This window comes from Ancylobacter crimeensis (assembly GCF_023016805.1).
In the GTDB taxonomy this organism is placed as follows: domain Bacteria; phylum Pseudomonadota; class Alphaproteobacteria; order Rhizobiales; family Xanthobacteraceae; genus Ancylobacter; species Ancylobacter crimeensis.
Genome location: NZ_JALKCH010000002.1, coordinates 320465 through 337660, shown reverse-complemented (window position 1 = coordinate 337660; position 17196 = coordinate 320465). Strand labels below are relative to the sequence as shown.

Annotated in this window: 14 protein-coding genes; 9 read left to right on the top strand and 5 right to left on the bottom strand. The window is 66.6% G+C overall.

Annotated elements, in window-relative coordinates; all coding sequences use genetic code 11:
* Window positions 1–240: 240 nt before the first annotated feature.
* From aptA to MWN34_RS03615, 3 genes are all read left to right on the top strand, one after another.
* Window positions 241–1590, top strand: coding sequence for an omega-aminotransferase AptA (gene aptA / locus MWN34_RS03625; RefSeq protein WP_247026592.1), 1350 nt, complete (start codon window positions 241–243; stop codon window positions 1588–1590).
* 119 nt (window positions 1591–1709) lie between these two features.
* A complete protein-coding gene (gene hrpB / locus MWN34_RS03620; protein ID WP_247026590.1) occupies window positions 1710–4202 on the top strand; it encodes an ATP-dependent helicase HrpB in 2493 nt (830 codons plus the stop codon).
* A gap of 197 nt (window positions 4203–4399) precedes the next feature.
* On the top strand, window positions 4400–4588 hold the full coding sequence (locus MWN34_RS03615) for a hypothetical protein (protein WP_247026588.1): 189 nt from the start codon (window positions 4400–4402) through the stop codon (window positions 4586–4588).
* A gap of 70 nt (window positions 4589–4658) precedes the next feature.
* On the opposite strand, the gene MWN34_RS03610 is transcribed toward MWN34_RS03615, so the two are convergent.
* Window positions 4659–5975: a hemolysin family protein gene (locus MWN34_RS03610; RefSeq protein WP_247026586.1), complete on the bottom strand. Its 1317-nt coding sequence runs from the start codon at window positions 5973–5975 to the stop codon at window positions 4659–4661.
* Between the two features lie 213 nt (window positions 5976–6188).
* Between MWN34_RS03610 and aroC the strand changes: the two genes are divergently transcribed.
* Window positions 6189–7301, top strand: coding sequence for a chorismate synthase (gene aroC / locus MWN34_RS03605; RefSeq protein ID WP_247026584.1), 1113 nt, complete (start codon window positions 6189–6191; stop codon window positions 7299–7301).
* Between the two features lie 29 nt (window positions 7302–7330).
* Here aroC and MWN34_RS03600 read toward each other — a convergent pair whose 3' ends face one another.
* Window positions 7331–7846: an amidase domain-containing protein gene (locus tag MWN34_RS03600; protein WP_247026583.1), complete on the bottom strand. Its 516-nt coding sequence runs from the start codon at window positions 7844–7846 to the stop codon at window positions 7331–7333.
* Window positions 7847–8059: 213 nt separating this feature from the next.
* Here MWN34_RS03600 and ribB point away from each other — a divergent pair, with 213 nt between their 5' ends.
* The 3 genes from ribB (at window position 8060) to MWN34_RS03585 (ending at window position 10713) form a co-directional block, all read left to right on the top strand.
* Window positions 8060–9361, top strand: a complete 1302-nt coding sequence (gene ribB / locus MWN34_RS03595) for a 3,4-dihydroxy-2-butanone-4-phosphate synthase (protein ID WP_247026581.1) — start codon at window positions 8060–8062, stop codon at window positions 9359–9361.
* A gap of 132 nt (window positions 9362–9493) precedes the next feature.
* Complete coding sequence (locus MWN34_RS03590) at window positions 9494–10330, top strand: DUF1194 domain-containing protein (protein WP_247026906.1); 837 nt, start codon at window positions 9494–9496, stop codon at window positions 10328–10330.
* 236 nt (window positions 10331–10566) lie between these two features.
* Window positions 10567–10713 carry a hypothetical protein gene (locus MWN34_RS03585; RefSeq protein ID WP_247026579.1) on the top strand — a complete coding sequence of 49 codons (147 nt, stop codon included), beginning with the start codon at window positions 10567–10569 and terminating at the stop codon, window positions 10711–10713.
* 18 nt (window positions 10714–10731) lie between these two features.
* Here MWN34_RS03585 and MWN34_RS03580 read toward each other — a convergent pair whose 3' ends face one another.
* Both MWN34_RS03580 and MWN34_RS03575 read right to left on the bottom strand, forming a co-directional pair.
* Complete coding sequence (locus MWN34_RS03580) at window positions 10732–11997, bottom strand: class I SAM-dependent RNA methyltransferase (protein WP_247026577.1); 1266 nt, start codon at window positions 11995–11997, stop codon at window positions 10732–10734.
* Window positions 11998–12134: 137 nt separating this feature from the next.
* Window positions 12135–12914, bottom strand: a complete 780-nt coding sequence (locus tag MWN34_RS03575; protein ID WP_247026575.1) for a TlyA family RNA methyltransferase — start codon at window positions 12912–12914, stop codon at window positions 12135–12137.
* 97 nt (window positions 12915–13011) lie between these two features.
* On the opposite strand from MWN34_RS03575, the gene MWN34_RS03570 reads away from it, so the two are divergent.
* Complete coding sequence (locus MWN34_RS03570) at window positions 13012–13677, top strand: hypothetical protein (RefSeq protein ID WP_247026573.1); 666 nt, start codon at window positions 13012–13014, stop codon at window positions 13675–13677.
* A 1-nt stretch (window position 13678) separates the two neighbouring features.
* On the opposite strand, the gene dxs is transcribed toward MWN34_RS03570, so the two are convergent.
* A complete protein-coding gene (gene dxs, locus MWN34_RS03565) occupies window positions 13679–15610 on the bottom strand; it encodes a 1-deoxy-D-xylulose-5-phosphate synthase (protein ID WP_247026571.1) in 1932 nt (643 codons plus the stop codon).
* Between the two features lie 223 nt (window positions 15611–15833).
* Here dxs and MWN34_RS03560 point away from each other — a divergent pair, with 223 nt between their 5' ends.
* The gene (locus MWN34_RS03560; RefSeq protein ID WP_247026569.1) at window positions 15834–17171 is read left to right on the top strand and encodes an alpha/beta fold hydrolase; all 1338 of its coding nucleotides are present in this window, start codon (window positions 15834–15836) and stop codon (window positions 17169–17171) included.
* Window positions 17172–17196: the final 25 nt, after the last annotated feature.

The window sequence follows — 17196 nt, the reverse complement described above, 5'->3', positions numbered from 1 at the left end:
ATGCGATCCCGCCACATCATAGCCGATGACGTTAGGTGAATGTAGCAATCATGGGGCGACTTGATGGCGGATCACTACCCTTTGCCATTCTGCACAGGGGAAATATGGGGCAAGGCCAGGCATCCCTAGAAGCGAACACGATGAAGCCATCACTTTTTCTCGTGTGCTCCTGCAGCATCGCCTATTGTACATGAAGCTCGCGGGTCTTGATGCCGCCCGCCCCCCGACCGGAGACCCGCCATGTCCGTTGCCTATGATTTCGACAGCGTCAGCGAAGCTGCGCCGAACGACCTTGAAGCCTTCTGGATGGGCTTCACCGCCAACCGAGCCTTCAAGCGCCGCCCGCGCATGGTCTCGCGCGCCAAGGACATGCACTACTACACCCCGGAAGGACGCCCGATCCTCGACGGCTCGGCCGGCCTGTGGTGCTCCAATGCCGGCCACAATCGCGATCCCATCGTACAGGCGATCCAGAAGCAGGCGGCGGAGATGGACTTCGCGCCGACCTTCCAGTTCGGCCACCCTCTCGCGTTCAAGGCCGCCTCCCGCATCGCCGAGCTCGCGCCGGGCGATCTGGACCACGTTTTCTTCTGCAATTCCGGCTCGGAAGCCGGCGATACCGCGCTGAAGATCGCGCTTGCCTACAACGTCGCCCGTGGTCAGGCCACCCGCACCCGGCTGATCGGCCGCGAACGCGGCTACCATGGCGTCGGCTTCGGCGGCATCTCGGTCGGCGGCATCTCGCCCAACCGCCGCTTCTTCGGCAGCCTGCTGCCCGGCATCGACCATCTTCCCCACACCTATGATCGTGAGAAGCAGGCCTTCTCCAAGGGCGAGCCGGAATGGGGAGCGGAGCGCGCCGAGGCGCTGGAGGGTCTGGTCGCGCTGCATGACGCGCAGACCATCGCCGCCGTCATCGTCGAGCCCATGGCCGGTTCCACCGGCGGCCTGCCCGCGCCGAAGGGCTATCTCAAGCGCCTGCGCGAGATCTGCGACAAATACGGCATTCTGCTTATCTTCGACGAGGTCATCACCGGCTTCGGCCGTCTCGGCACGCCCTTCGCCGCCGAGCGCTACGGCGTCGTTCCGGACATGATCACCTTTGCCAAAGGCGTGACGTCGGGCGCGGTGCCGATGGGTGGCGTGATCGTGCGCAAGCACATCCACGACGCCTTCATGAATGGCCCCGACCATGTGATCGAGCTGTTCCACGGCTACACCTATTCCGGCCATCCGCTGGCCTGCGCCGCCTCCCTGGCGACGCTGGACGTCTACCGCAACGAAGGACTGTTCGAGCGCGCCAAGGCGCTTGAGCCGACCTTCGCCGATGCGGTGATGACGCTGAAGGACAAGCCGGGCGTGCTCGACATCCGCACCGTCGGCCTCGTTGCCGCCATCGACATGGCGCCAAAGGCCGATGGTCCCGGAAAGCGCGGCTACGAGGCGATGGAGACCGCCTTCCATGACGAAGGGCTGATGTTCCGCGTGACCGGCGACACCATCGCGGTAAGCCCGCCGCTCATCATCTCCGACTCGCAGGTGGGTGAGCTGGTCGAGAAGATCGGCAACACCATCGACGCGGTGATGTGAGGCCGGCACGGCCTTGCGACAGCAGAACGAGGCCCGGCCACAGCGCCGGGCCTTTTTCATTGGGCGCCGGCGCGTGAGCGGCACTGGCCTCGCCGCCGCACCGCGACTATGGATCGCCGATGCGCTCCTTCCCGTCCCCGCTGCCGATCGACGCCGTGCTGCCCGCGCTCTGCGCGCGTCTGGCCACGCAGACCAATGCCGTCCTCGTCGCCCCGCCCGGCGCGGGCAAGACGACACGCGTGCCGCTGGCCCTGCTCGACGAGCCATGGATGGAAGGCCGCCGCATTCTCGTGCTGGAACCGCGCCGCCTTGCCGCCCGGGCGGCGGCGGACCGCATGGCGATGACGCTCGGCGAAAGCACCGGCGAGACGGTCGGCTATCGCGTGCGCTTCGGCTCGAAAATATCGCGCCGCACCCGCATCGAAGTGGTCACCGAGGGTATCTTCACCCGCATGATCCTCGACGATCCGGAATTGTCCGGCATCGGTGCCGTGCTGTTCGACGAATTCCACGAACGCAGCCTCGATGCCGATCTCGGCCTCGCTCTGGCGCTGGACGCGCAGGGCGGGCTTCGCGAGGATCTACGCCTGCTCGCCATGTCGGCGACGCTGGACGGCGCCCGTATCGCACGGCGGATGGCGACAGGCAGCGCCCCCGCCCCGGTCATCGAGAGCGAAGGGCGCGCCTTTCCAGTTGAGACCGTCTATCTGGGCCGCGATCCGCGTGTGCCGGTGGACCGGCAGGTTGCGGACGCGGTGCTGCGCGTCCTCGCCGCCGAGCCGGGCTCGGTGCTCGCCTTTCTGCCGGGCGCCGGTGAAATCCGCCGCACCGAGCGCCTGCTGGCGGAGGCGATCGGCGATCCTGCGGTCGACCTGTGCCCGCTCTATGGTGCGATGGACGCCCGTGCGCAGGAGCAGGCGATCGCCCCCTCGCCCGCCGGACGGCGCAAGGTGGTGCTGGCCACATCCATCGCCGAGACCAGCCTGACCATCGAGGGCGTACGCATCGTTGTCGATGGCGGCCTTGCCCGCGTGCCGCGCTTCGAGCCGGGAATCGGCCTCACCCGACTCGAGACGGTGCGGGTTTCGCGCGCCGGAGCCGACCAGCGGCGCGGCCGGGCCGGACGAACCGAGCCCGGCATCTGCTATCGGCTGTGGAACGAGGCGGAGACCGCCAGCCTGCCGGCCTATGCGATACCGGAAATCCTCACCGCGGATCTCGCGCGCCTCGTCCTGGACCTCACAGCCTGGGGAATCCGTGATCCCGCATCGCTTGCTTTCCTCGATCCGCCGCCGCCTGCTGCATTGAAGGAAGCGCGAACGCTGCTCACCAATCTCGGCGCGCTCGATGACGATGGGCATCTTACCGAGGACGGCAAGGCCATGGCCCGGCTGCCGCTCGAGCCCCGCCTCTCCCGCATGCTGGTGGAGGGCGCGCGCCGCGGGGCCGCGAGCGAAGCCGCCTGGATCGCTGCCGTCATCTCCGAGCGCGGCCTCGGGGGCGAGGATGTCGACTTGCTGCACCGGCTGGAGGGGTTCCGGCGCGACCGTTCCCGTCGCGGGGAAGACGCCCGCCGGCAGGCCGAGCGTTGGGCGGGAAGCGCTGCGCGGGCGGCGTCGGCGTCGCGCTCGCACGCGGCGCGGCCGTCCTCTGCCGCATTGCTGGCGCTCGCCTTTCCCGACCGCATCGCGCGCGGACGCGGGGACGGGCGGCGTTTCGTGCTCGCCAATGGCCGCGGCGCGGCGATGGACCCAGTCCTGTCACTCGCCCGCGCCCGTTTCCTCGCCGTTGCCGAACTGGCCGGAGGCGCCGAGGAGCCGCGCATCCTGCTCGCCGCCGAGCTTTCGGCAGCCGAATTGGACGCCGAATTCGGCGACGCCATCGCCGAGGGCGTGGAAACGGCCTTCGATGCCGCCACCGGCGCGGTGCGCGCGCGCAGGGTGCGGCGGCTCGGCGCGCTGGCGCTCGACGAGCACACCGCGCGGGTCGAGCCCGGACCTGCCGCGGCGCAAGCCCTCGCGCAGGGTGCCGCACAGCGCGGGATCGAACGCCTGCCCTTCTCGAACGCCCAGCGCCAATGGCTCGACCGCGTGCGCTTTCTGCACGCCGCAGCCTCGGACATCTGGCCCGATCTCTCCGATGCCCGGCTCGCCGAAACCGTTTCCGACTGGCTGGCGCCGGAACTGGAAGGAATCACCAGCCTCGACGCCATCAATGCCGATCGTCTCGGCCGGGCGCTCGCCGGGCTGCTGCCGTGGGATCTGGCCCGCCGCATGGAGGAGGAGGCACCGACCCATTTCGAGGTGCCGACCGGGTCGCACCTGCCGATCGACTATGCCGCCGAGAGCGGGCCGACGCTGGCGGTGCGGGTGCAGGAACTGTTCGGACTCGGTGTGCATCCTTCGATCGCCGGCGGGCGCGTGCCGCTGACATTGGCGCTGCTTTCACCTGCGCACCGGCCCATCCAGCTCACACGCGACCTGCCGGCTTTCTGGCACGGCTCCTGGCGTGACGTGCGCGCCGAGATGCGCGGCCGCTACCCCAAGCACCCCTGGCCCGAAGACCCGGCCAATGCAGTCCCCACGAACCGGGCAAAGCCGCGCGGAACCTGAGATGGCCGGCCTCCCAATGCCCGCAGCGAACGACGAAGCCCTTCGGGGTGCCTGTGATGATCGCAAAGCATTAACCACGGCTGCAGTCGCTTTGCCCCGTTAACTCCCATGCAGGGACTGGGGCTCTAGGTTCGCCTCACAATAAATCTGCCGCAAGACAGATATCGCTACAGATGAGCGCAAGCAGAGATATCGTGATGGGACAGTTTGCTCACCGGCGCCGTGACGTCGTGACCCGGCGTCCGCATGGCACGGGGCTCGAATACGGCCTCATCGCCGCGGCTCTGGCCATTGCCATCGTCACGGTGGTGGCGAGTCTCAGCGCGCGGTATAGCGCACCGAGCAGCGCCGCTCCGGCCTCGGCTCTCTCGCGCGGCATGAACTGACGCCCGCGCTTCCAGCGTTCCGGAATTCGAGACGGGCGACACCTTCAAGGCGTCGCCCGTTTTTGCGAAATCAGCCGACCGGTGCGCGGCGGCGCGGCGCCACCGCGCGGGACACCAGCAGCTTGTCGATGCGCCGCCCGTCCATGTCCACCACCTCGAAGCGCCAGCCATTGCTTTCGAACGCCGTACCTTCCTGCGGAATGGCCTTGAGCTCGTGGAGCGCAAAGCCCGCCGCGGTGTGGAAGGGGGAATCGCGCCGCACATGCAGCGCCAGCAGGTCCGACAATTCGTCGACCGGGGTCGAGCCGGCCACGAGATAGGAGCCGTCCGAGCGTTCCGTCACATGCGGGTTGGCGTGGCCGTCATCGTCCAGCGCCACCGTGCCTGCGATGGCGCCCAGCAAATCCGCCGGCGTGAGCAGGCCGACCATCGAACCATATTCGTCGACCACGATCGCCATCGGCGCCTGCGTCTCGCGGAGCACCTTCATGGCATCGAGCGCGCCAGCGGTTTCCACCAGCACCGCGCCGGGCTTCACGAACTGACGCGGATCCGGCGTCTTGCCGTCGAGATAGGCTTCCAGAAGGTCGCGAATGTCGATGACGCCGATCGCCTCCTCCGGCGTGCCTTCGCAGGCCGGCATGCGGGTGTGCCGGGTCTCGCGAATGGTCTGGCGCACGGCGTCCGGGTCGTCGGTGAGGTCGATCCAGTCGACGTCGGTGCGCGGCGTCATCACCGCACGGACCGGCCGATCGGCCAGGCGCATCACGCCGGCGATCATCTTGCGTTCGGCGGGATAGATGACGCCGGCGGTTTCGGCCTCGGCCACGATGGCGCGGATTTCCTCGTCCGTGACGTTGTTGTCGCCACCCGCGCCGTTCTCGCCCATCAAGCGCAGCACCAGCCGGGTGGAGATGTCGAGCATCCACACCGCGGGCGCCGCCACCTTGGAGAGCACCTGCATCGCCGGCGCCACCAGGGAGGCCAGCTTTTCCGGACTCTGTAGTGCCAGTCGCTTGGGGATCAATTCGCCGATGACAAGCGAGAAATAGGTGATGATGCCGACGACCACGACATAGGCGATACCGTCGGCGAGCCCCGGGGCGATGCCCTTGGTCTTCAGCCACGTACCCAGCATGTCGCCGAGGGTGGCGCCTGAGAAAGCACCTGCCAGAATGCCGATCAGCGTGATGCCGATCTGCACCGTGGAGAGGAAGCGGCCGGGATCGGCAGCGAGCGCCAGCGCCGCGCGGGCACCGGCTGAGCCCTGTTCGGCGCGGGAGCGCAACCGGGCAGGACGGGATGACACGACCGAGAGCTCGGCCATGGCGAGCACGCCGTTGATCAGCACAAGCAGCACAACGACGGCGATTTCAAAGAATGGCATCTATGATGTGATGGTGGACCTCGATGTCGTCTATGTAGCACGGATCACGCAGCTTGCGAGGCGCAGCGGTGAAACGACGCGTTGTCCACGCCGGCCATGTGGGAGACGACCATCGTCCCACAGGAAGCGCGCCGGTTTGACGGACCCGGACGGGAGGCCTAGAAGCCGCCGACACCATGTATTGAAATACATACGGGCACGGCGAAACTCAGCATGTCGTTCAACACGTTCGGACACCTGTTCCGCGTCACCACCTTCGGCGAAAGCCATGGTCCCGCCATCGGCGGGGTGATCGACGGCTGCCCGCCCAATATCCGCTTCACACTCGCCGATGTGCAGGCCGCGCTCGACCGCCGCCGGCCGGGACAATCGCGCTTCACCACCCAGCGCCGCGAGCCGGACGAGGTGAAGATCCTTTCCGGCACGCTGCCGACCGAGGATGGCGGCCTCATCACTACCGGCACCCCGATCGCGTTGCTGATCGAGAATGTGGACCAGCGTTCCAAGGATTATTCCGAGATAGCCGCCAGCTATCGGCCCGGCCATGCCGATTACGCCTATGATGTGAAATACGGCATTCGCGACCATCGCGGCGGCGGGCGCTCCTCGGCGCGCGAAACGGCGGTTCGGGTCGCCGCAGGCGCCATAGCGGCGAAGGTCCTATCCGGCGTCACCATTCGCGGTGCGCTTGTCGGCATGGGCGAGATCGACATCGACCGAGACCGGTGGGACTGGGACGAAATCGGCCGCAATCCCTTCTTCTGCCCGGATGCGGAGGCTGCCGGCCGGATGGAGAACTATCTCGACGGCATCCGCAAGAGCGGTTCCTCCGTCGGTGCGGTGCTGGAGGTGGTTGCCGAGGGGATTCCCGCCGGGCTCGGCGCCCCGCTCTATGGCAAGCTGGACGCCGATCTCGCCGCCGCCCTGATGAGCATCAATGCGGTGAAGGGCGTCGAGATCGGCGAGGGCTTCGCCAGCGCCCGGCTCACCGGCGAGCAGAACGCCGACGAGATGCGCATGGGCAATGATGGAAAGCCGATTTTCCTCGCCAACCACGCCGGCGGCATTCTGGGCGGCATCTCGACGGGGCAGCCCATCGTCGTGCGCTTCGCGGTAAAGCCGACATCGTCGATCCTCACTCCGCGCCAGACCGTGACCCGCCATGGCGAAAACGCCGAGATCTTCACCAAAGGCCGCCATGACCCCTGCGTCGGCATACGCGCTGTGCCCGTCGGTGAAGCGATGGTCGCCTGCGTGATGGCGGATCATCTGCTGCGCCATCGCGGGCAGACCGGAGACAACACCAGCTGGCCGTTTCCCCGCTGAAGGAAGGCGCCCCGGGGCGCAACGGGTCGTCAATAGAGGTCGCGCAGCTTCCAGTACTGATAGCCCTCTACGCCAAAGCCGCTGCCCCCGGGCCCGACCATGGCATAGCTCAACGCGTAATCGCGGCGGTCGGTCGAATGGTAGCTCAACAGGGGCATGCGTCGCGGCCCATCGATTTCGATGTCCGTAACCATCATCAGATGCCCTCCGGGTCCCTGATGCAGGATGATGTCGCCTTGTATCACCTGCCCGAGTTCGCATGGCTGGCCGCGCCCGCTGCGCTCCAGAAAGAACAGGAAGTGCTCCACGCTGGACCAGCTCCGGCTGTTCTCCCTCGCCGGCGGTTCGGCCCACCAGTTCAGGATGAGGTCATCCCTCGGCAAAACCATGCTCCAGCCGCCAGCGAGGACGCATTGCGACATGAAATTGGTGCAGTCCCCGCCACCTCCCTTGCTGGCGCTGTAGTCGGCGTACATTGGATTGCGGCCAAGCGCCCAGCGACGGGCATAATCGACGGCTTTCATCCTGTTGTAGAACCCCACCATCACCCTCACTCCCCTACACCGGACGCGAAGGCCGGCACCAGACCAAGAGCGCCTGACAGTGTAGCGTCTTCGGTTGGCTTTTCCCAACGGCAAGGACGTGCTGGCAACCGATCGCGGCCGCCTTCAATCCATAACCATCCATGATTTCAGTATTACTGAAATTCATCGAAGCGATTTATTGCTGCCGAAGTTGAAAGGCGCTAGGCTCACCGCATGAAACTGGCGGACTGGCTCAAGACGACCGGGACTTCGCGCGTGCAGTTCGCGCGATCGGCCGGCCTGTCGCCCGCGAGCGTTACCGCTTTATGCAATGATGAACAGGCCTGGGTCTCGCGTCAGGCGGCGGAGCGCATCTGCGCTGCTACCGACGGGGCGGTGACGCCCAATGACTTCCTGGGCATCGACATCCAGAAGGCGATCAGCATGAGCGACACTCTCCGCGCACGGATGGAAGCGGCAATCGAGGCCTTTGCCAAGGGGGAAATCGTCGTCGTGACCGATGACGACGATCGCGAGGACGAGGGCGATCTCATCGTCGCCGCGCAGTTCTGCACCGCCGAGAAGATGGCGCTCATCATCCGCCACACCTCGGGCATCGTCTGCGCGCCGCTCACCGCCGAGCATGCCCGCAAGCTGCGCCTCAACCCCATGGTGACGGACAATGACGCGCCCTATGCGACTGCGTTCACCGTCTCGGTCGATTATCGCCATGGCACCACCACCGGCATCTCGGCCGACGACCGCACCGCAACGGTGCGCGGCCTCGCCAATCCCAATGCCGGCGCTGTCGATTTCGTCCGCCCGGGCCACATCTTTCCGCTGATCGCCCGCGAGGGCGGCGTGCTGATGCGATCCGGCCATACCGAGGCCGCGGTCGATCTGTGCAAGCTCGCCGGCCTGGAGCCGGTGGGCGTGATCGGTGAGATGGTGAATGACGACGGCACGGTGATGAAGGGGCCGCGCATCGCGGAATTCGCCGCCCAGCACAAGCTGACCCGCATCTCTGTGGCCGACCTCATTGCCTACCGCCAGGCCCGCGAGAAGCTCGTCACGCGCACCGCTGAATTCGCCGCCCCCACCGCCGTCGGCGAGATGCACGGCATTTCCTACGTCACGCCCTTCGAGTCGGTGAACCACATTGCTCTCGTCCACGGGAAGATCGGCGACGGGCAGGACGTGCTGGTACGCCTGCACCGGGCGGATCCGATCGGCGATGTGTTCACCGGCGGCAAGGCCATCCTCGCCTCGCTGGAGCGCATCAAGGCCGAGGGCCGCGGCGTGCTGGTCTATCTGCGAGACGGCACCGCCGGCGTTCCGGCCACGGCGGTCGGCAGCGAGGCGCAGGACACCAAGAGCCTGCGCGACGCGCACTGGCATGAAGTCGGGCTCGGCGCGCAGATCCTCAAGGATCTCGGCGTATCCTCCATTCGCCTCATCGCCTCGCGCACCCGCACCTATGTCGGCCTCGCCGGCTTCGGCATCGAGATCACCGGCACCGAACACCTCGACGTGTAGGAACCAAGTTTCGGCTTCAGTGCATCGCGACGCCATGTCACCATGAACCGGATGTGACGTCACCGGCCGGACCACGCTCCGATCAAGGCGTTGCGGCCTTCGGCGTTCCGTCTACCGGCGGAGGTCGCGATGATGCGCAATATCGTGTCGGCGGTCCATGCATGGCGAGTGGTAGCGAGGGCGCTGTTCGCGACCGGCTTCCTGCTGTGGGCCTTCCCTCCACGGCTTGCATGGGCGGCCGACGAACCGGTCGATGTCGAACTCGTCCTGGCCGTCGACATTTCCTATTCCATGGACCTCGATGAACTCGCCCTGCAGCGGGAAGGCTACAGCCAGGCCGTTATCTCCAAAGAGTTTCTCGACGCCCTGAAACTGGGGCCGATCGGCCGGATCGCCGTCACCTATGTCGAATGGGCCGGCGTCGACGAGCAGAAGGTCGTCGTCGACTGGACCATTGTTGATGGCGAAGCAAGCGCGTTGCGTTTTGCCGAGGCCGTCCGGACCGCCCCCCTGCGCCGGGTCTATCGGACCTCGATCTCGGGAGCTATAGCCTTCAGCGCAAAGCTGTTCGAGCATAATGGCGTGCGCGGCCTGCGGCGGGTGATCGATATTTCAGGTGACGGAACCAACAATCAGGGCCCGCTGGTGGAGCCCACGCGCGACGACGCCGTGGCCCGCGGAATTACCATCAACGGCCTGCCACTCCTGCTGAAGGATCCTGCGGGCTCCATGCTCGATATCCGCGATCTCGACATCTATTACGAAGACTGCGTGATCGGCGGACCAGGGGCTTTCGTCATCCCGATCCGCACTCGGCATGAATTCGCCGATGCTATCCGCACCAAACTCGTCCTCGAGGTTGCCGGCGTCCAGCCACGAACGATCCCGACCGTGCAGCCGGCAGAGGGCAGGCACCGGATATCCTGCACGGTTGGCGAGCGCATGTGGATGGAGCGATGGGGAAACTGAATTCACAAATCAGAAAAATATGCCGATAATTCTGACATCATTTTTCAATAAACGGGCAAACAACCCAGAATAACAAGCATTTTGGCGTAATTTGCCTTCGAACAATTTGTGCAGTGCCGCAAAATTTTCTATGATGAAGGAAGCGATGGAGCAGCCTCCTCATGACGGCATCCAACACCAAAATACCTCGATCCAGTCGACCTAAATCCAAAGGCCGCGCGCGCTACGAAGTGCAAATGGCTCGGCTCTACAGCCAGGCCCTGCCTGTCGATCATCCCTATCGTTTCCTGCCAAGCTGGATGCCCTATTCGATAGCGAAGGGTTTTTCCGCGCTGGTGCGGGTCGTCAACCGGTGCGGGGGCGACAATCCCGCCTCGCAATGATCGGTTGCCCTGCGGCGTTCATCTTTCGAACCGCCCGACCAGTTCGACATGGGCGGAATAGCGGAACTGGTCGACCGGAGCAACGCCGGTCAGGCGATACCCTCCCTCGATCAGCAGTCGCGCATCGCGCGTGAAGCTCACCGGATCGCATGATACGGCGATCACCAGCGGAACCGCGCTGCGCGCGAGTTCCCGGGCCTGCGCTTCGGCACCCTGGCGCGGCGGATCGAAGATCACGGCATCGAAGGCTTTCAGTTCGAACGGCACCAAAGGGCGACGGAAAAGGTCACGCGTTTCCGCGACGACGGGCTTGAGGCCATGTGTAGAACGAGCGGCGCGCGTCAGCGCCTCGACGGCGGCTGCGCCGCCCTCCACGGCGCTCACCCGAACGATTTCCGCCAGCCGCAGGGCAAAGGTGCCGACTCCGCAAAAAAGATCCGCAACGCGACCAAACTTCCTCCGGCCACCCTCGGTCAGTGCGGCGACGACAAGCTCGGCGAGGATACGCTCGCCTTCCGCCGTTGCCTGCAGGAAGGATCCAGGCGGAAGCGGCACCAGCGCCCGGCCCATGGCGAGAGTGGGTGGCTCGCGCTGGATGACGAGTTCGCCGTGCCGGGTGAGACGTGCAAGGCCGTGACGCCCCGCCACCTCGCCCAGCCGAGCCATCACTGCCGGCTTCAGGGCACCGGAGCCGCGGACATCCATGTCGATACCGGCAAGCGTCTCGGTCACCTGGATATCGAGCGGCTTGGCGAGCGGCGCCAACACTTCGGCCACCGCCCAGGCGGCCGAGAGCGCACCGTCGAGGCCCGGCGTCAATATCGGGCAGGCGTCGATGGGCACCACCGCGTGACTGCGACGACCGGCGAAGCCTACGGCGAGCGTATCCCGCCCGGCCCGGCCGTTGCCGCCGGAGCGAGCGTGAAAGGTCGCACGGCGCCTGCCGGCGCCATGGGCGTCGCGCAGCGGATAGACGGGAGCCTCGATCCCTGCGCGCGCGAGCACATCCGCCACCAGACCACGCTTCCACACGGCATAGGGAACGGGATCCCATTGCTGCAGCGAACAACCGCCGCAAGGCCCGACATGGGGACAGAACGGCGCGCGCCGGTCCCCGCTTGCGTCGATGATCTCGACGAGGCGCCCGCGATCACCGTCCCGCTCGATGGCGATCCGCTCGCCGGGCAGGGCCAGCGGTACATAGACCGGCCCATCATCCGCAAACGCGACTCCGTCGCCTCGCTGTCCGACATGGTCGATGGTGAGCACGGCACGTTCGGACATCGAGGAAGACCCGGCAATGTGAGGACGGCGTCCGCAGGCGCGGCGGGGACGCGCTTCCCCGCCACACCGGCACTGGCGCTTCCCGCATATCGTCTCTCATGCCGGAAAGCACCAGTGCCGCGCGGGAGATGTCCGGCTCAACCCGCACGGATCGCCGCGGGTGCCGCGACGACGAGGCTCTCCTCATTGCCGTCCCCACCCGCAATGGGCGAGGGCAGGATGTGGAGCGTGCGCCAGCCGAGCTCCGCGAGAACAGCGACCACATGATCGAGCGCGCCCTGTCGGGCGGCGGGGTCCTTTACGATTCCACCCTTGGAGAGCTTGTCGCGCCCCACCTCGAATTGCGGCTTCACCAGCGCAATCAGGCGTGCATCCGGCGCAGCATGGCGAAGCGCGGCGGGCAGGACCTGCTCCAGCCGGATGAAGCTGACATCAATGACGATGATTCCGACTGGCTTGGCGATGACGCCGTCCGGCAGCGCGCGGATGTCGATCGCTTCAAGCGACATCACCTCGGGGCGGGCGCGCAGGCGGGGATGAAGCTGGTCCCGCCCGACATCCACGGCATAGACGCGCCGGGCGCCGCGTGCCAGCAGCACCTCGGTAAAGCCGCCGGTCGAGGCACCGACATCAAGGGCATCGAGCCCGGCGACGCTCACCTGTCCAGCCTCGAGTGCCGCCTCAAGCTTCAAGCCGCCGCGGGAAACCCAGGCATAAGGCTCCTGCGCCTCGATCTGCGCGTCGGGCGAAACCAAGTCGGCGGGGCGCGTCAGCCTGCGGCCATTCACCGTCACGCAGCCGGCGGCGATCGCCGCCTGCGCACGGGCGCGGCTCTCATAAAGGCCAAGCTCGACCAGCAGCCGGTCGGCGCGTTGACGTCTTCGTGTGTCGGCCGTGGGCTCGCCTGTTTCCGTCACTCTCGGTCACCACCCGTTCACCCGCATGGCAGTATGACGAGAGAGCCACGCCAGCGCGTATCGCGCATGTAGACCTCCCGGAGCCGCCAGGAAAGAGATGCGTTTCACGTCGACCTGCCTCCGCCCTTCCTTCCGGCGCGCCGGAGCCGGCCTCCTCCTTGCCCTGTCCACCGGCCTCGCGCTTGTTCCGGGCACGGGCCGGGCGCAGGCGGCAGCCGCCCAACAGACGCAGCAGGTCGCCGCCCGCGACGATGCAAAGCCGGTGCGCAGAAAATCAAAGAAGGGGAAGGACACCGCCAAGGAGGCCGTCAAGCCGAAGCCGGCCGGCGTGTGGAACTTCAGTCGGGACGGCGAGGCCGTTCTCCTTCAATTCCGCATGCCCGGTGCGCCGACCCCGACGCTGGTGGCGATCTGCCGTCCGCAGGCGGCGCTGTTCCAGATCGTCGCCGAGGTCTCGCCGCCCAAGGCCCAGACCGGCGATGCGATCCGCCTGCTCGCCTCCGCCGGCAAGAGCAAGGTGGAGTTCGCCGCGAGCGTGTTCCCCTCCGTGGCGCCAGGCCGCAAGGCTGTCGAGACGCAGGTGCGGCTGGAGCCGAAGCTGGTGCAGCTGTTCAGCGCCGGCGAGCAGCTTCGCCTTGCGGCGCCGGGAACCGTAGAGACCGTACCTCTGCTCGGTGCTGACAAGGCGGTCGCCGCTTTTTCCGCAGCCTGTGTCACACCGGGCACCACACCGGCCCCGGCGACGACTGCCAAGGCGAAGTAAGTCAGGCCCGCGAAAGACCCGCGGTGATCACAGAGACGTCCTGCTCCCGACCCAGCGAGGCGAGCACGCTGCCGACGATTCCCCGGGCATCGAGCCCGGCCCGCGCCATCTGATTGGTCGGGGTATCGTGGTCGATGAACGTGTCGGGCATCTGCAGGGTGCGGATCTTCAGCCCGCGGTCGAGTGCGCCGGCCTGGGCGAGCAGGGTCAGCACATGGCTGCCGAAGCCGCCGACGGCTCCCTCTTCCACCGTGACCAGCACCTCGTGATTGCGCGCCAGATTCAGGATGAGATCGCGGTCGAGCGGCTTGGCGAAGCGCGCATCGGCAACCGTCGTGGACAGGCCAAAGCTCGCGAGCTGGTCTGCCGCGGCAAGACAGGCGGCAAGCCGGGTGCCGAGCGAGAGCAGCGCAACCTTTGAGCCTTCGCGCACGATGCGCCCGCGGCCGATCGGCAGCGGCAGGCCATGGATCGGCCGCTCGACGCCAACGCCCTCCCCCCGCGGATAGCGGAAGGCGATCGGGCCATCATCATAGGCCGCGGCCGTCGCCACCATATGGACCAGCTCGGCTTCGTCGGCCGCCGCCATCACCACCATGTCGGGCAGACACGCCAACATCGGCACGTCATAGGCACCGGCATGCGTCGCGCCATCGGCTCCGACGAGCCCGGCGCGGTCGATCGCGAAGCGCACCGGCAGCTTCTGGATCGCGACATCGTGGACGATCTGGTCGTAGCCGCGCTGAAGGAAGGTGGAATAGATGGCGCAGAACGGCTTGTAGCCCTCGGTTGCAAGGCCCGCCGCGAAGGTCACGGCATGCTGCTCGGCAATGCCGACATCGAAGCTGCGTTCGGGAAAGACCTCGCCAAACAAATCGAGCCCGGTGCCCGCCGGCATGGCGGCATTGATGGCGACGATCCTGGAGTCGCGACGCGCCTCGTCGATCAGGGTCTCGGCGAAGACGCGTGTATAGCTTGGCGCGTTCGACACCGGTTTGCGCTGGGCGCCGGTGGCGACATCGAAACGCTGGACGCCGTGATATTTGTCGGCAGACGCCTCGGCGGGGCCGTAGCCCTTGCCCTTCTGAGTCACGACATGGACGAGGACAGGACCACTCTGTGCATCGCGCACATTGCGCAGAACGGGCAGCAGATGGTCGAGATTGTGCCCGTCGATCGGCCCGACATAATAGAAGCCGAGTTCCTCGAACAGCGTGCCGCCCGACAGAAAGCCGCGAGCATATTCCTCCGCACGCGCGGCGTGGCGACCGAGGAATTTGGGCAGGTTGCCGGCGAGCTGCTTGGCTGTCTCGCGCAGCGAGCGATAGGTGCGACCTGAAATGAGGCGGGCGAGATAAGCCGACATCGCACCCACGGGCGGGGCGATCGACATGTCGTTGTCGTTGAGGATGACGATGAGGCGCGAATCCATCGCGCCGGCATTGTTCATCGCTTCATAAGCCATCCCGGCCGACATGGCGCCATCGCCGATGACACAGACCACATTGCGCTGGGCGTCCTCCAGATCCCGCGCCACCGCCATTCCCAGACCCGCGGAAATCGAGGTCGAGGAGTGGCCGGCGCCGAACGGATCATAAATGCTCTCGGTCCGGTTGGTGAAACCCGACAGGCCTCCACCCTGGCGCAGCGTGCGGATGCGCTCGCGCCGGCCGGTAAGTATCTTGTGGGGGTAGCATTGGTGGCCGACATCCCAGATGAGCCGGTCGTCCGGGGTATTGAACACATAATGCAGCGCCACGGTAAGCTCGACCACGCCGAGACCGGCCCCGAGATGGCCTCCGGTTATCGAAACCGCGTCGATGGTCTCGGCACGCAGCTCCGCCGCCAGCTCCGCCAGACGATCTTCCGGCAGGCGGCGCAGATCCGCGGGCTCGCGCACCTGATCGAGAAGAGGCGTCGAAGGTCGGGTCAAGGATGTCTCCGGTACGGGTCTGCGGGGCTGAGGCTGACGAGCAAGGGCATGCCGGCTTTCTCGCGCCAGCTTCCTGCGTCATCGCCGCGGCCAACCTTCGGCATACACAATGCCGCCTCCGGGTGCAACGCGAAGCCTCCATTGGCTGTTCCCGCCCTCGCCGGCACCGGGGCGCGTCGCGCAGGGTTGGCCAAGCCGCGGCTCTCCGATAGAAGGGCCAACCATGAAGGTCGAGACGGTCGCCATGCGGTCGAATGCGGACGAGCCGCAAACAGCGTCACATGCCGCGCCGCCCAAGGCGCGACGCCGGCTCGTGCTGTTTCTGCCGGGGCATGATGCTACCGATCTGGACTATCATCACGGCCGCTTCGCCTATCAGGCAGGGCTTTGCGCGCGGCTTTGGTCCTTCGCCGTGGAGACGTCCGAGCGGCTCGACCGGCCCGGCGACCTCTCGGGCCGCTGGCGGGTCTGGGCTCAGGGGCCGAACTGGCGTCAGGAGACGGATTACGAGGTGATGCATTGGGACGATATCGTCCATGCCCTCGATGCACGCTCCGATGTCGTCCGTCTCTGGTACGGCTTCCGGGCGCTGTGGAACTTCCTCATCACCGGCACGGCCTGGCGCTATATGCGGGCCTGCATACGCTACGGCCTGTTCTTCTTCTTTCCGATCGCCGTGGTTGCGCTGTTTCTGCTGGCCGGGCTCATCGTGACGCTGGGCCTCGGTTTCGGCCTTTCCGCGCTGTTCGCCCATTTTGCACCGGACACGGTTCCGGACTGGACGCTGTGGCTGGTCGGCACAGGCGCCGGGCTCGCCACCTTCCTCACCCTGTTTCACACGCTTGCCCGGCGCTGGCGGGTACACCACGCGCTCGACGACTGGGATCTCGCACGCGATTACATGAAGGGTCGTACGCCGGCGCTCGACGTCCGGCTGGAGGTCTTCGCCACCCACCTGGCCGAGCGCGTGCGCAGCGGCGGGCATGACGAGGTGGTCCTGGTCGGTCACAGCCTCGGCGCAACCCTCGCGCTGCGTCTGCTCGACCATGCATTCACAGCGGATCCGTTTCTCGCCGAAGGCCGCACCAGGCTTTGCCTCCTCAGCTGCGGCTCGACCATTCCGAAACTCGCCCTGCATCCCGAGGGGCGTGCCGTCCGCACCGAGGCGAAGCGGATCGCGGCGACGCCGGGGCTGTTCTGGGTTGAGTACCAGGCACGGCACGATGCCATCAATTTCTACAAGTTCGACCCGGTACGCCTGAAGCGTGCGGCGCTCGACGTCATCGACCTTCCGGCCGGAATGGCGCGGCCGATGCCGGTGCTGCGGACCGCGAACATCAAGACCATGCTCTCGGTCGAAAAACTGCACCGGCTGCGCTGGCACATGATGCGACTGCACTACCAGTTCATGCTCGCGAATGAGCGGCCCGCCGCCTATGACTATTTCGCCTTCATCCTCGGCCCGGTGCCGCTACCCGATATGGCGCTGAGCCGCAACGGACCGGCCGACCACTTCGGACCCTCCGGCGAATGGACCCGCATCCGCCCCGAAACCGTCTGATCGCCGCTCCTTCCCTGCCGCATAT